Genomic DNA, 12,668 nt, shown 5'->3' with positions numbered 1-12,668 from the left:
TTGACAGAAGTTACGCCTCGGTTAATCAACTCATCACGCTGAATGACTGTACGCGCTCCAGCATGATTTAGTACTTTCTGTGCATTGGCTTCATCTAACCAGTTGCCTTCGGCTTGCACAGTTATCGGGTTAAGCGTCACAGTAGGGTATGTATCGGCTGCATAAAGTATGGAGGGAAATAAGCAGAGGGTGAGGACTGATTTTTTGAAATGAGGGAGTAACACAAGAGATCCTTAAAATGATGTATAGGTGAAATGTGAAGAAAATATGGAGAATTTGTAAGTTTGTGAAATAATAAGCTGACTAGCGAAATATGTAAATGATAATTGTTTGCTTTTTTATTCAAGTGTTATATAAAAATTATTAGAATAAAGGGAATAGTGAAAGCACTTAAAAGTGAGGCGGCAATCTATACAAAATTCTTTTCTGAAAGTGTTCTGCAATATCAAACAGGCTGACAGTTTTCTAGAATATGAATACAGAAAGATAGATAAAAACGGTGGCTAACATTTGAGTAAAAATTGAACTTATTGCTGAGTTTAGCCTAAAAAACCAATGGCTTTCACTGGGAGGCGATTGGTTTTAGTGTATGTTGAATTTTGCTTAATCTGACATTAGTTTTACATTACAGATTGTTGGTCAAGTCCGCCTGAGTGTTATCAGATTTATCTTGAGCATGCTTTCCCCAGTTAAACTTCTGTGCACAGATGCCTAATCCAACAATAAACAATGCAAGTAAACTGGTATAGGTTACTTCTTTGAAATAAGTGCCTTCAACCAACATGGTAATAAGTGCGCCAATAATAAAGAAGATTGCAAGATACGTAAAATATTATATATTTCAATATGCTGATTCTATTCGGGAAAAATATCATTTGGGTATAGCTGAATGATAGCAAGCCAAATCGCATACAATATCTATCATTAGACTTAATGCAATAATTAAATGATATTGTTATCATTAATCTAATAGAATTAAGATTAAATGATAGAAATGAATACACGTATTTATCTACGAGCTTCAACTAAAGATCAAGATGCAGAAAGGGCTTTGCAGATTCTTCAGGATCTAAACCAAAACTTGAATTTGGGTGAAACCATTGTGTACGTGGAAAACTATAGTGGTACGAAGTTAGACCGACCTGAATTGAATAAGCTGCTGTCAGAAGCAAATCAAGGTGACACCTTGTTAGTTGAAAGTATTGACCGCTTATCACGCCTAACCCAACGAGATTTTCAAGAGCTGAAGCGCAGGATCCAGGAGAAGGGACTTCGTTTAGTCGTAGCGGATCTTCCTACTACCTACCAAATGATTCAAACCAGTGACAGCATTACTCATTCAATCCTGGAACTCATCAATAATATGTTGATTGATCTCCTGGCAACAATGGCTCGCCTAGACAATGAGAAACGTATAGAACGTATTAAGCAGGGCCTGGCACGTTCGGGTTACAAGCCAACAGGTAAGAAAGCCAATGAGGCTAAGCACAAACGAATAAAAGAATTGCTAGCAGCTGGCAATATGACTAAGGAAGAAATTGCCAAAGCAGTGAATTGTGGAGTTGCAACTGTCTATCGAGTTGCTAAAGTTATCTAAAAGCGGACATTTTTACTTTGGAGAAACCGGACATTTCTATTTTGGGCTTACAAAGATTGCTTCACATAAGAGATTTTATGTTAAATAATGGTTTTTATATGATCTAGTATTTCTAAATATAAGTGCAATTTTACTAAGGTTGCTTAGATGCTATGGAATCTAAATATCTAAATTGTTCACCCCCCTTTACTTCATTTTCATGTTTAATCACCGCTATTAGTAAAACTATGGTCATAGCCCCAGCTAGATAGGTGATCTTTTTTCTCATGATTTCCTTGTAGTGAAATTCTTTTTGCTTATTTTATATAAATCATATAAATAATAAAATTGTTATATATACCAATCTGTTAGGCAACTTAGTCCTATTCCAAATAACCAAAAAAAGCCGATATCTTTGTAAGCTCTAACCCACAAAAATTGAGGGATAGTTTTCGAAATAGAGTCTTTGATAAAATAGTAAAAATCAATAAATACCTACTTTTTAAACCATTATCATTTAGAGAATATTACAAAGTTGTTTAAAAAAGCCGACTTGTTTCCAAGTCGGCTTTTCGACATCGTCGAGCACATTTTTTATATCATAAATTTCCGATTTTTATAATTTTCAAAGTCTATCTTTCAGCTCTTTATACAACAAAGCCGAACTGAATTAAAAATAGAAATGTAGTTGAGCTGATGCTTGCTCATTTCTTTATTTTTAGTAATTGAGGTGAACATACTGTCAGTACATGGTAGTTATAAGTAACGTGTAACTTTGTTTGCACAAAGATTTGAGTTATGCCAAGTGATGGATTGATTTGTACTTAAAATTTTAAGCTTATCCACTTGCTTTGCAAGCCACTACACTTTATTTACAATCCTATGTTGTGGAAGTAGGGGATCTTGTACTCGCCCAGTATGTTCAACTTGATTATATCTAAAGGACTATTAGGCTTCAATCAAATCAATTTTCCAATTATTCGACTGAATTAACACATTTAAATCACGTAATTTAAGACTAATATCATCAGCTTGTTTTTGTAATGATGAAACTGGAATAACTTTATGCCACTTTATTTCCCGCGTACTATAACGATCAGATTCACGAGATGTATTACTTATCGCTGCAGTTAGGGTTTTGTGCTGTTCTACAAATTCATCACGCAAAGTCAATAAAGCAAGTAGAGAACGGCCATCATTTAATTTTGTTAAAGCATTAGTTTCATGAATTGCATAACTTAATTTTTGAAATTCTTGAATTAAAGAAAATACTTGTTTTAGTAGTTCATTTGGATCTTCAGATGGTTGATCACCATCTTGTACCAATACATTTGCATTGATACGTTGTTTTAGTGAAATAATTTTTTTTTGTTGATCACTTCGAAGTAAGAGAGCTTCTGCTAATTTCATTTTTCACCTATTAACCAATTAGAATTAAGTTTTAAACAGCTTATATCCTCATTCTTTAAAGATCAAAAAAATTGCTTTTTTATCTAACTAAAAGGTGTCTATAAAATCGGTGGATATTCACACAGAACTTGAATTGCCGGATATTAAAGAAGTACGTGAGAAAACTGGCTTAGATGAGTTCCTTCTTCACTACTTTATCTTGGACTACTTATTTTGGCTTAGTTTTCTGTTGATTTGTTATTTATATCTCAAAAAGAGAAAAAATCGAGTCTAATCTATCTTGTAGCGTTCCTAAAATTAACATAATACACGTTATACGAATCTAAAAACGGGAGCCTTTAGCTCCCATTTTTACTATATTTTTTAAAGTCTTAGGCATGTTGTACTGTGAGTTTTAGGCCTAAAGCATTCACAACACGATTAATCGTATCAAAACGTGGTGCTGAATCCTGACGTAGGGCTTTGTAGAGTGCCTCACGTCCAATCCCTGCTTCTTTAGCGATTTGAGTCATGCCACGAGCTTTAGCAATAACGCCAAGTGCATGGGCTAATTCAGCTGGATCATTCTCTTCAAGAACCATATTGAGATACATCACAATGTCTTCTTCAGTTTTGAGCGACTCAGCCATATCAAAACTTGGTAAATCAGCGACTTTAACCATTTTAATCCTCCAATGTTTTCGATAATTTGACTGCACGATCGATATCTTGTTGTTGAGTCGATTTATCTCCTCCACCAAGCATTACAATCACTACGTCACCATGTTGGATGTAATACATTCTCCATCCAGCACCGAAGAACTCTCTCATTTCCCAAACGCCATCTTGAAGAGGCTTAATGTCTCCCCAATTTCCACGTTGAACCTTATCCAATCTACGATTCAGGCGAATACGGGTCATATTGTCTTTAATGCCATCCAACCATTCATCAAACTCTGGCAGACGTTTAATTTCAATCATGAGGATTCCTTGTTTTCTCACCATATTGTATTCGATCGAATACAATATGCAAGTAATCTATATGGACATCCATTAATTTCTTATAATCGCCATTATGTTAAGTGATTAAAAAAGCCTTGAAATAGTTGCAAATTAGTTGTAAAATAGTTGTATATTAATTTCACACCTATGGAGGTTTATATATGTCAAGAATGTCAAAAACAAGCGCCAGCTATATTCGTATTGCGGATAAGATTATTTTTACCTATGCGGAACTAGTACCTGGCAATCATCATGAGTTCAACAAAAAAAATAAAGGCGTACCAGTTGCCGCTGTGCATTATGAAAAATTAGACGAGTATATAATTTTACGTGATGGTCAGGAACAACCGCTGTGCATTGATGACCCGAAAAAATTTATCAGATCAATTCGCCGATTAAATAAAGATTGTGAAATCATAAATAAGCTATGACCATATTTAATGGAATACCTAGAATGACACTTTTAACGATAGTTTAAGCGTTTACACAGTTTTATTTACAGTCTCTTAAGTTTTCCTAAAATTAACATAATACGCCTTATGCGTAATTACTGTTTTATTTCTTTATAAATTAATAACTTATAAATAAATGTCTAGCCCAATCTTATCAGATTGGGCTTTTTACGTGATCTAGATCGTTCCACGTTCATTCCTTAACCATTGTTCCACGGTTTTGATTAGGCATAGTTAATAGTACCTTCACCCATTTGGCAGAAAAAAACGGCTCAGAAAGCCCCTTTTCTTTGGTTCTTCTTCGATATGTTCTGGAATAGGAATACGCTTATTTTCTGTTTGTTCCGGAATAGTCACTCCGTCATCTTTTAGCGCAGGTTCTGACAGAGGATCTGTTGCTATATCCTGACCAGGTTTCTGATCGGTAAACGTAGTCTTATTGGTTTTTGGAGCTTCTAGCAGTCGTTGTATTGCTTCTATTTGATTGTCTTTTGCTGCTAGCTGTTCTCGTTGGAAAACTTCTCGCTCATGTGCAAGTTCTAGCTGTTTTTTTAGTATGTCTACCTGTTGTTTTAGCATGTCTACTTCTGTCTCTTTTTGTACCGCAGTAGACTGTAACGTGGTTACATTATCATTTTTATTCGATGGTTCGCCAAATACTCGTATGGCTTCAGATAAATCTATTTTCCCATCACTATTTTTTGATAAATCTCCTTTATTTATACGCTTATAAATACTTTGTCGATTCATCCCGTAAAGTTGTGATAACTCAATAACAGATAGTGCTTTCATCATGTAACCCAAGTAAAAATCTGTATGCTTGTAGACAATAATTAATCATGTAACGTTACATCAGTCATTTAACGATAGCCAACTTTTTCAAGATAAGGATGTAATTCTTGAAATTTAGCAGGATCTTGAAGCATTTCAGCAATTCTTATTGCAAACTGTTGATAGCTTTCAGTGCCCTGAGAGTATTTCCCCATTTCAGGTAATTCTGAAAGCTTGTTAGCAAATAGGTAGCGTTGAGCATCTGTTATGCTGGAAAAAATATCTAATGTATTGGGATCTTTCTTACGTTCTATTGCTTTGTTCTGATTTCTTTTTTGTTTGAAGCTAAAAGAGAATCCAGAAATAGAGCGGCCTTCTTTATGTTGTTCAACTTTAACGATGATATCTGTATGTTCATTTATCTGTTTGACTGCTGATTCAAGTACACGTCGTTTAAATGTATCTAGTCTTGGGTAATCATCTGAAGTTAAGCCAAGCTTCGAACGAAAGTCAGAAACTTCAAATATAGGAGTCTTACCGACTTCACGCCATGCTATAAGCAACTCATAGAGTCGAATGGCATATTTTCCTGTTAATTGGGTAACTTGTTTTAACTGATAACTTGTAAATTGTTTTTCTAAACGTGTAATTAAGGGTACTACATCCATTGTAAAAGTAACCTCTAAGGTTGCAGCATCATCAATATAAGAAATATTTTGAACCCATCGAGAAATTACTTTCTTTGATTTTCCTGTTTTTTCATCAATTGTTTGATAGCTAAACTGTCTACCAAAAAGGTTGGTAACTGCTGTTTTTAGGGCTTTGTAGGCAGCATGCTTATTAACATTAAATCTGCTCATATAGTCACTGGCATGGATCCGTAGCCTAGTGTTTGCATCAATCCCTGTTCTTGTTTCTCTTGCTTGTAAGATAGCCAGTAGAATTAACCGTTGTTCTACGGTATCCAAATTATAACTCGCATTAATTAAAGCGTTATCTTTTACTATTAATTCACTGGTAGGCATTTGCTACACCTTTATTATACATGGTGTTATTACACCATCATTAATAAACGGTGTAAATAGGTGACTTTTTGGTGTTGTATAGGTGACTTTTTGGTGTTGTATAGGTGACTTTTTGGTGTTGTATAGGTGACTTTTTGGTGTTGTATATCCCTTGTATATACTATAAATAAAGGCTTTCAGCATGTCTAAAAGTATTAAAAACCATTAAAAATTATTAAAAGCCTAATCTGGTCAAAATTGCCCTTGGTTTTCGCTTCGCTCAAACTCTGTTGAATCTCGCTATCGCTCGATTCGGGGGCAATTTTTTGGTTAATTACTCCGTGGATTTGAGAAAAAGCAAAGGCAAGAGCAAAAGAAACTCGGAATTCGCTGCGCTCATAGAGCTTTATGCTCGCTTCGCTCGGTCTAGACTCAAATTCCAGCATCTAAATTTCACTTTGGTAGATTTATAAACCTAAAAAAGCAGTTTTTCAGAGGGTCGAGACGCAAATTTTAGTAGTTCGCTCGTAGACACTCGCTCTATTCATTTCTATCTTGATGAAAAAGCCTTTCTATTTAACTCTTATTTGCGATTTTTAGCCTGCTTTATAGTTTGATAATGTTCTTTATCATTTAGATGAAAAAATGGCTTAAATCGCATTTGAGTGAGTTTTAGCACCTGTATTATTTCCTTATGTCTAAATTTTAATTTGCTATCTGGATCTAAGTAGGTGAACTCTCTTTGAGCCAAGCACTATCTTTCATGTCAGTTAAGTCAATTTAGTTGGTTAAGTGTCGGTACATACCGACATTTTTTGGTTCACACACCACGCATCTAAAGATGATAACCCTCAAACCTTTGCTAGATATGGTTTTTATAGGTTTTTTTATCATATAGAAACTGTTTCAAAAAAATGGATAAAAACTGCTATAAATTTTTGTTTTTAAATAAAAAATAAACGTTCATCGGTTTTTTCAAAAAATATCCATTTTTTTAATTTAAAGTATTGAAATATAATGTGAAAATAACTTTCAAACCAACTTTCAAAATATTTCTTAAAATTAAGATTAATCTATTGAAATTATGGAAAAAATTGATGAAAGTTTAGATTTTTAAGTTTCAGAAACATGTACAAAATTAATGGACTTTTTTATGCTAAAAATTTGATTTATATAATTATTGTTCTGTACATGGGGTTGTACAAAAATAAATGCTATTTTTGATCTAAGTGTATGAAAATTATAAAAAATAATATGTACACATGGATCATACAATAATGTACAAATTTTAGTGGCTAAACTAGGTATAAAGTATTGAAATTTATTGGAAATAAATATGTACAATCCAAGGTTACTTCTTATGTCAACAGAATTAGTCAATTCAGCCAATATCATCCCTTTTCCTAAGCCATGTACCTTCTGTGAATCAACGGAACATGTACAACTTTTTGCTGGACTGATGCTTTGTAGGAGTTGTCAGGAAAACATCAAAATTACCAATCCTGGTCTGTTTGCTACCAATGCTCAGATTGAACAAAAAGCCCAGGATTAACCTGGGCTTAAAAATTCTGGATTTGCTCAAGAATGGCTAAATTATTTATTAGTTGATTTACTAGGTTTTAATTTATCATTGTTTCCAGGTGTATCCTTGTTATCACGTCTTCTCTTATCAACCTCACCTGTTGAATCAGCAATTGGTTTTGGTCCAGGTTTAAGCGGTTTAGTCATCTAAATCTCCATTAATTTTTTGCTTAATTGATTTATAACAGTAGAATTTTTCCTACGTTAAAATTTAATTTGGGAACTATTAATCTTTTTCAACTAGCATTCTAAAAATATAATTTATCTGTTATTTAACATAATGGCGCTTATACGAAATTCAGCGTTTCAGGCTCCCAAAACCAAGTTTATTTCTTGCATAAATGTATCCTATAGGATACATTTTACCTATGTACTCAATATATACCACTGAAGTCTTTGATGACTGGTTCACCAAGTTAAAAGACCAACAGGCAAAAAGACGCATACAAGTCCGAATTGATCGGGTTGAAGATGGAAACTTTGGAGATACTGAACCAGTTGGTGAAGGTGTCTCTGAATTACGTTTCTTCTTTGGACCAGGCTATAGGATTTACTACTGCAAACAAGGGCAAAGGGTTGTTATTCTTTTATCAGGTGGAGATAAGTCTACGCAAAGTAAAGATATAAAACTTGCCCTGCAATTGGCACAAGATTTAGAGGAGGAGCTATAAATGGCTATTAAACTTCGCAAATGGGACAGTGCTGAGCATCTTAAAACAGAAGAAGATATGCAGGCTTACTTACAAGTATGTATTGAAGAATCTAATGGTGATGCCGCATTCATTGCTAAAGCTTTAGGTAACATTGCTAAAGCTAAAGGAATGGCTCAATTATCACGAGATACAGGTCTAGGCCGAGAAAGTCTTTACAAAGCACTTTCTGGTGATGTTAACCCTAGTTTTGATACGGTGATTAAAGTTGTAAAAGCACTGAATTTGCGCTTAGCAATTTAAAAAATGGAGCTTTAGGCTCCATTTTTTAATTTTGTATAACGTGCATTAAGTTAATTTTAGAATAATTATAAAGTGTCTACAAAATCGGTAGCTATTCATTTATAAGATTAAAATTACGGTGTTTACACAAAATTTAAGAAATTTTATCTTCAATTCAACTAATATTAAATCTGTATTTAATCAAAGGTATTTTTAAAATGTTCCTAGATTGGCCAGAACATACAGCACATGTCAAAAAATCATTTGGATCTTTAGGAAAAACTCATCCTAAAATGCTTCAAGCTTATTTAGCACTTAATGATGCTGCTGCTGCCGAGGCATTAGATATCAAAACACGTGAATTAATATCTATAGCAGTGGCAATCACTACGCGTTGTGAAAGCTGTATTTCAGTGCATGCAGAAGCAGCAATGAAAGCTGGCGCAACAGAAAGCGAAGTAGCTGGTGCTTTAGCTACAGCAATTCATTTGAATGCAGGAGCTGCATATACATTTGCTTTACGAGCTTTAGAGGCATGTGAAGCACAGAAATAATATCTTTATTAGGTATTGAAAAAGATAATTTGACTAGAAAAACTGCTACATAATTATTTGAAAAAATTTAATGTACAGTCTCAAAAATGGGAGTTCAACAAAACTCCCATTTTTTATTATTGAGTCAGTTCTTAGTCGATGTAATGAGAATTTAATATAATAGTAATTACATTAAATTTCTTTAATTATCATAAAGATAATATCATTTTTAAAATTTCGTATAACGTGTATTATGTTAATTTTAGGAGATCTATACAATTCTGTACTTTTTCACAATCATAGAAAAAGCAAATAAAATACTTACCCAAAATAAATAATCAATAAAAAAATTGAGAAAAACAAATTGATCCATGCCGATGAAAATAAATAAAGGATTGATACTTATACTTCCGACTGGAGAGGTTTCACCATCTATAAGGAACTGTAGAGGAAATCCCCCAGCTATGACTTCAACTTTTTCAAGCTTATCTACAACTATGCGAGCAACTAATATATTTTTTTGATAAAGCAAAGATACATAAGTCAAAATAATCGCTAAGAAATTAAAATATAATATTTTTTTCATAACTATTCTTTATCTTTTAAGTTAATTAAAAACAGCCAATAACATAAGCCAGGAAATAGAGCCAGAAAGCTAGCCCATGTATTGGTATACATCTTCCACCAATCTTCAGCAATCTTTCCAGTATGCCCCCATCCTAAAAGAATAAAAAATGGAGTAGCAATAATTAGAGAGGTAATACAGATGGTTAATAAATTAAGACTGTTATAACGATTTAAAAGAATTGAGAATATGTAGCTAAAAGGCACAGTCAAAATACAATAAGCCAAGTAAATAAGACCGTGTCCTACAAGAACTACGAAAATCGAGTATAGGCTGTATTCGTGATTCACTGCGATAAACAGGACTGTTGTTAAAAAAACTAAAGGTAAAGGAGCAAGTAAGAGTGCTTTTACTATTTGTTCATTTGAGTATTTCACTAATTTAATTCTCTTATCTACTCAATAAATAATAATACTATAACGATTTTATTGGAGGTTTTTTGATTCTATTTAACATAATGGCGCTTATACGAAACGTGTTTTTAATATTACTTTAAGATCAGTATCTTATCGTTATTCATACCCTCTGGAACGTTCTCGTTCAACCGACTTGGAAACAAGTCGGTTTCTTTTTAAGCAAAACTGTAACTTTTAGCCAATAAAATTGGTTAAAAAATGCTCAAAATCTCATTTTTTCCTTTGTTCTCAATATACTCTTTTCTGAAATTATCCCCATTTTATGCGGACAAATATCGGAATAATTTGAGGATATCTGCATGTACGTTCTGGCGTACAGGCATTCAAGAAAATCACCAATAGGCAGACACAGCCAGATTGCATATCATGGCTTCATTGAGAACAGGATGTTCCAGATAAAAATAAGAAGAGCAGCGACAGGAAGCGAGGGATGACAGGAGTTGACCCTAGTACCAAATACGAAAAACCCCGACAGGATGTCGGGGTTTTTTATTGTCTCATGATTTTAATTGTACTTTGACTCTACACACTTTAATGCTATGGTATATATCAGTGATATATATCTTGTGTATCTGGAGGTCAACATGGAAATTGCCAAAGTATTTCAAACTGGTCGCAGTCAAGCGGTTCGCTTGCCTAAGGCCTTTCGTTTCAATGGCACTGAAGTGGCCATCAAAAGCTTCGGACGTGGTGTATTACTCATGCCCATCGACAATCCTTGGGATATCATGTTAGAAGCCATCAATGAGTTTGAGGTTGGATTCCAGTTGGAGCGAGCTGATCAAGGCGAACAGTTCCGTGAGGAGTTCAGATGATTTACCTCTTAGACACAAATATTTGTATCTATGTCATCAACAATAAGCCTCAACACGTTTTTGAACGCTTTAAGCAATATCAACTCGGCCAGCTTGCGATTTCAAGTATCACGGCATCTGAGTTGGCTTTCGGTGTAGAGAAGTCTGGATCTGAACGCAATAAACAGGCGTTAAACAAGTTTTTGTCACCTTTAGAGATTCTTCCTTACGATGAACAGGCCATTTGGCATTACGCCAAATTACGCCAGAATCTTCAATCTACAGGTAAACCGATTGGCAGCTTAGATATGCTGATTGCTGCTCATGCCTTGGCATTAGATGTTGTATTAGTTACGAACAATACAAAAGAATTTGAACGGATTGATGGTCTGAAGCCAGAGAATTGGGTCTAATCGCTATATCTAGCCCTGTGCAGGGCTAGAATTCGCATAAGAGATTTTATGTTAAAAAATAAATTATTAAAATATAAATATGTCGTTGAATTAAATTAAATTTTTATTATAAATAATATATCAATTATTGGTTAAACAAATATATATATAACCCCAATCTCAACTTTGAATAAGGCTTTCCAGCTGTAAAGGTGGATTTCCTAATCGTGTATTTAAAATTACTGCAATGGTATGTGAAAGAATCTTACGCGTAATTCTATGCGTTAAATGCCATAAATCTTTAGCTCTTACTTTTTGAATGTGAAATCGTTCAGTTAATTGACCTATAACAGTCTCAATTTTTCTACGAGTAACCTTTTATCGGTTTATTTTAAGGGATTCTAGTATCTTTTATTAGATTTGAAGGTTGTAGGTTGAGCTGAGCAACTTATGCCGAGGGGCTGACATTTATCAGACAGAGTATCCATTTCAGCTTTCGGTGCTGTCTAGAAATAAAGGGAAAGTTGTTTCAGGCGAGGACATCACTTTTGCAAAGATGAATGAGAGGTGTCCCTGCCTGAATATTTGCTTTTCTAGAATTGAATGTTTAGAAATCAAATGAGGTTTGTAGATAATACGTTTGTGGCGCACCTACATACATTCCACCGACTTGATCTGCTGAACGAGTGTAGTATTCACGGTCAAATAGGTTCTTCACACCGAAGCCCACTTTGAGACCATTGAGTTGTGTGTTGGAAAAATCATAGGATGCCCGAACACCCACTAAACCATAACCAGGAATTTTGCCATAGCGTCCAGTAGCATCATGGGTGCCCGATGCGGTTTGACCAGATTGACCGTAGAAATTAGTGTTTAGTGTCCATTGATCAACTTTATAGTCTATTCCAGCATTACCTACCCATTGTGAATAAAAGTCGAGATCTTGTCCTTTATTTTCCCCAGCAGATGCGGTTGCTTTGGTGTAAGTTGTATTGGCATACAGCGAAATACCGCTGAGTTCGTCACTGATTGCACCGAGATTATATTTAAATCCGAACTCGGCTCCTTTGTGTACAGTGGCACCTAAATTTGAGTAAGTTTGAGTTGCATCATCTCGTTTTAATTCATCAGAAAAATCAATATAAAACAGGGTGAATTCTAGGGATAGATATGGGTCTAAATAGTGTGTACCAATTTCATA

General features: G+C 34.3%; 18 protein-coding genes and 3 pseudogenes. 8 read left to right on the top strand and 13 right to left on the bottom strand.

Features of this window, described 5'->3' with window-relative positions; all coding sequences use genetic code 11:
• Positions 1 to 224 (bottom strand): annotated as a pseudogene (locus MSG95_RS18320) (TonB-dependent siderophore receptor); the annotation flags it as partial.
• Between the two features lie 401 nt (positions 225 to 625).
• Positions 626 to 832 (bottom strand): annotated as a pseudogene (locus MSG95_RS18315) (GABA permease); the annotation flags it as partial.
• A gap of 153 nt (positions 833 to 985) precedes the next feature.
• Here MSG95_RS18315 and MSG95_RS18310 point away from each other — a divergent pair.
• Positions 986 to 1,597 carry a recombinase family protein gene (locus tag MSG95_RS18310; protein ID WP_004740252.1) on the top strand — a complete coding sequence of 204 codons (612 nt, stop codon included), beginning with the start codon at positions 986 to 988 and terminating at the stop codon, positions 1,595 to 1,597.
• A gap of 927 nt (positions 1,598 to 2,524) precedes the next feature.
• On the opposite strand, the gene MSG95_RS18305 is transcribed toward MSG95_RS18310, so the two are convergent.
• From MSG95_RS18305 to MSG95_RS18295, 3 genes are all read right to left on the bottom strand, one after another.
• Positions 2,525 to 2,986, bottom strand: coding sequence for a DIP1984 family protein (locus MSG95_RS18305; protein ID WP_000761345.1), 462 nt, complete (start codon positions 2,984 to 2,986; stop codon positions 2,525 to 2,527).
• A gap of 371 nt (positions 2,987 to 3,357) precedes the next feature.
• Positions 3,358 to 3,648: an addiction module antidote protein gene (locus MSG95_RS18300; protein ID WP_004969304.1), complete on the bottom strand. Its 291-nt coding sequence runs from the start codon at positions 3,646 to 3,648 to the stop codon at positions 3,358 to 3,360.
• A gap of 1 nt (position 3,649) precedes the next feature.
• The gene (locus MSG95_RS18295; RefSeq protein ID WP_005175534.1) at positions 3,650 to 3,946 is read right to left on the bottom strand and encodes a type II toxin-antitoxin system RelE/ParE family toxin; all 297 of its coding nucleotides are present in this window, start codon (positions 3,944 to 3,946) and stop codon (positions 3,650 to 3,652) included.
• Positions 3,947 to 4,128: 182 nt separating this feature from the next.
• Between MSG95_RS18295 and MSG95_RS18290 the strand changes: the two genes are divergently transcribed.
• The gene (locus tag MSG95_RS18290) at positions 4,129 to 4,398 is read left to right on the top strand and encodes a hypothetical protein (RefSeq protein ID WP_039048204.1); all 270 of its coding nucleotides are present in this window, start codon (positions 4,129 to 4,131) and stop codon (positions 4,396 to 4,398) included.
• A 267-nt stretch (positions 4,399 to 4,665) separates the two neighbouring features.
• Here MSG95_RS18290 and MSG95_RS18285 read toward each other — a convergent pair whose 3' ends face one another.
• From MSG95_RS18285 to MSG95_RS18275, 3 genes are all read right to left on the bottom strand, one after another.
• Positions 4,666 to 5,211, bottom strand: a complete 546-nt coding sequence (locus MSG95_RS18285; protein ID WP_171500879.1) for a plasmid replication DNA-binding protein — start codon at positions 5,209 to 5,211, stop codon at positions 4,666 to 4,668.
• Between the two features lie 68 nt (positions 5,212 to 5,279).
• Positions 5,280 to 6,215: a replication initiation protein RepM gene (repM, locus tag MSG95_RS18280; RefSeq protein ID WP_005086339.1), complete on the bottom strand. Its 936-nt coding sequence runs from the start codon at positions 6,213 to 6,215 to the stop codon at positions 5,280 to 5,282.
• A gap of 194 nt (positions 6,216 to 6,409) precedes the next feature.
• Positions 6,410 to 6,640 (bottom strand): hypothetical protein, encoded by a 231-nt coding sequence (locus tag MSG95_RS18275; RefSeq protein WP_171500878.1) that lies wholly within the window; start codon positions 6,638 to 6,640, stop codon positions 6,410 to 6,412.
• Between the two features lie 914 nt (positions 6,641 to 7,554).
• On the opposite strand from MSG95_RS18275, the gene MSG95_RS18270 reads away from it, so the two are divergent.
• Positions 7,555 to 7,746, top strand: coding sequence for a hypothetical protein (locus MSG95_RS18270; protein WP_044432670.1), 192 nt, complete (start codon positions 7,555 to 7,557; stop codon positions 7,744 to 7,746).
• A 41-nt stretch (positions 7,747 to 7,787) separates the two neighbouring features.
• Here MSG95_RS18270 and MSG95_RS18265 read toward each other — a convergent pair whose 3' ends face one another.
• Complete coding sequence (locus MSG95_RS18265; RefSeq protein ID WP_257066449.1) at positions 7,788 to 7,922, bottom strand: hypothetical protein; 135 nt, start codon at positions 7,920 to 7,922, stop codon at positions 7,788 to 7,790.
• 221 nt (positions 7,923 to 8,143) lie between these two features.
• Between MSG95_RS18265 and MSG95_RS18260 the strand changes: the two genes are divergently transcribed.
• From MSG95_RS18260 to MSG95_RS18250, 3 genes are all read left to right on the top strand, one after another.
• Positions 8,144 to 8,446, top strand: a complete 303-nt coding sequence (locus MSG95_RS18260) for a type II toxin-antitoxin system RelE/ParE family toxin (RefSeq protein ID WP_049066985.1) — start codon at positions 8,144 to 8,146, stop codon at positions 8,444 to 8,446.
• Positions 8,447 to 8,728: an addiction module antidote protein gene (locus MSG95_RS18255; RefSeq protein WP_049066984.1), complete on the top strand. Its 282-nt coding sequence runs from the start codon at positions 8,447 to 8,449 to the stop codon at positions 8,726 to 8,728.
• A gap of 197 nt (positions 8,729 to 8,925) precedes the next feature.
• Positions 8,926 to 9,261, top strand: coding sequence for a carboxymuconolactone decarboxylase family protein (locus tag MSG95_RS18250; protein WP_004740263.1), 336 nt, complete (start codon positions 8,926 to 8,928; stop codon positions 9,259 to 9,261).
• A 250-nt stretch (positions 9,262 to 9,511) separates the two neighbouring features.
• Here MSG95_RS18250 and MSG95_RS18245 read toward each other — a convergent pair whose 3' ends face one another.
• Together MSG95_RS18245 and MSG95_RS18240 are read right to left on the bottom strand one after the other, a co-directional pair.
• Entirely contained in the window at positions 9,512 to 9,826 is a 315-nt protein-coding gene (locus MSG95_RS18245; RefSeq protein ID WP_000723215.1) for a hypothetical protein, read from the bottom strand.
• Between the two features lie 2 nt (positions 9,827 to 9,828).
• Entirely contained in the window at positions 9,829 to 10,242 is a 414-nt protein-coding gene (locus MSG95_RS18240; protein WP_324624944.1) for a hypothetical protein, read from the bottom strand.
• A gap of 623 nt (positions 10,243 to 10,865) precedes the next feature.
• Here MSG95_RS18240 and MSG95_RS18235 point away from each other — a divergent pair.
• Both MSG95_RS18235 and vapC read left to right on the top strand, forming a co-directional pair.
• The gene (locus MSG95_RS18235) at positions 10,866 to 11,096 is read left to right on the top strand and encodes an antitoxin (protein ID WP_046737959.1); all 231 of its coding nucleotides are present in this window, start codon (positions 10,866 to 10,868) and stop codon (positions 11,094 to 11,096) included.
• Positions 11,093 to 11,488 (top strand): type II toxin-antitoxin system tRNA(fMet)-specific endonuclease VapC, encoded by a 396-nt coding sequence (gene vapC / locus MSG95_RS18230; RefSeq protein ID WP_324645180.1) that lies wholly within the window; start codon positions 11,093 to 11,095, stop codon positions 11,486 to 11,488. Before MSG95_RS18235 ends, vapC begins: the two co-directional genes overlap by 4 nt.
• Before the next feature lie 159 nt (positions 11,489 to 11,647).
• On the opposite strand, the pseudogene MSG95_RS18225 reads toward vapC, so the two are convergent.
• A pseudogene (locus MSG95_RS18225) lies at positions 11,648 to 11,836 on the bottom strand (IS982 family transposase); the annotation flags it as partial.
• Between the two features lie 238 nt (positions 11,837 to 12,074).
• The coding region (locus MSG95_RS18220) for a TonB-dependent receptor domain-containing protein (protein ID WP_324624945.1) at positions 12,075 to 12,668 on the bottom strand (594 nt) is incomplete at its 5' end.

The sequence above is a fragment of the Acinetobacter sp. IK23 genome (assembly GCF_035615275.1).
GTDB classification, from domain to species: Bacteria; Pseudomonadota; Gammaproteobacteria; order Pseudomonadales; family Moraxellaceae; genus Acinetobacter; species Acinetobacter seifertii.
Note: the sequence above shows the minus strand (reverse complement) of the source record. Positions and strands in the feature narration are given on the sequence as shown.

Excerpts from the sequence above, each read along its gene's own strand:
- MSG95_RS18310 (WP_004740252.1), top strand. The coding sequence starts at position 986 with ATGATAGAAATGAATACACGTATTTATCTACGAGCTTCAACTAAAGAT.
- MSG95_RS18305 (WP_000761345.1), bottom strand. The coding sequence starts at position 2,986 with ATGAAATTAGCAGAAGCTCTCTTACTTCGAAGTGATCAACAAAAAAAA.
- MSG95_RS18300 (WP_004969304.1), bottom strand. The coding sequence starts at position 3,648 with ATGGTTAAAGTCGCTGATTTACCAAGTTTTGATATGGCTGAGTCGCTC.
- MSG95_RS18295 (WP_005175534.1), bottom strand. The coding sequence starts at position 3,946 with ATGATTGAAATTAAACGTCTGCCAGAGTTTGATGAATGGTTGGATGGC.
- MSG95_RS18290 (WP_039048204.1), top strand. The coding sequence starts at position 4,129 with ATGTCAAGAATGTCAAAAACAAGCGCCAGCTATATTCGTATTGCGGAT.
- MSG95_RS18285 (WP_171500879.1), bottom strand. The coding sequence starts at position 5,211 with ATGAAAGCACTATCTGTTATTGAGTTATCACAACTTTACGGGATGAAT.
- repM (WP_005086339.1), bottom strand. The coding sequence starts at position 6,215 with ATGCCTACCAGTGAATTAATAGTAAAAGATAACGCTTTAATTAATGCG.
- MSG95_RS18275 (WP_171500878.1), bottom strand. The coding sequence starts at position 6,640 with ATGCTGGAATTTGAGTCTAGACCGAGCGAAGCGAGCATAAAGCTCTAT.
- MSG95_RS18270 (WP_044432670.1), top strand. The coding sequence starts at position 7,555 with ATGTCAACAGAATTAGTCAATTCAGCCAATATCATCCCTTTTCCTAAG.
- MSG95_RS18265 (WP_257066449.1), bottom strand. The coding sequence starts at position 7,922 with ATGACTAAACCGCTTAAACCTGGACCAAAACCAATTGCTGATTCAACA.
- MSG95_RS18260 (WP_049066985.1), top strand. The coding sequence starts at position 8,144 with ATGTACTCAATATATACCACTGAAGTCTTTGATGACTGGTTCACCAAG.
- MSG95_RS18255 (WP_049066984.1), top strand. The coding sequence starts at position 8,447 with ATGGCTATTAAACTTCGCAAATGGGACAGTGCTGAGCATCTTAAAACA.
- MSG95_RS18250 (WP_004740263.1), top strand. The coding sequence starts at position 8,926 with ATGTTCCTAGATTGGCCAGAACATACAGCACATGTCAAAAAATCATTT.
- MSG95_RS18245 (WP_000723215.1), bottom strand. The coding sequence starts at position 9,826 with ATGAAAAAAATATTATATTTTAATTTCTTAGCGATTATTTTGACTTAT.
- MSG95_RS18235 (WP_046737959.1), top strand. The coding sequence starts at position 10,866 with ATGGAAATTGCCAAAGTATTTCAAACTGGTCGCAGTCAAGCGGTTCGC.
- vapC (WP_324645180.1), top strand. The coding sequence starts at position 11,093 with ATGATTTACCTCTTAGACACAAATATTTGTATCTATGTCATCAACAAT.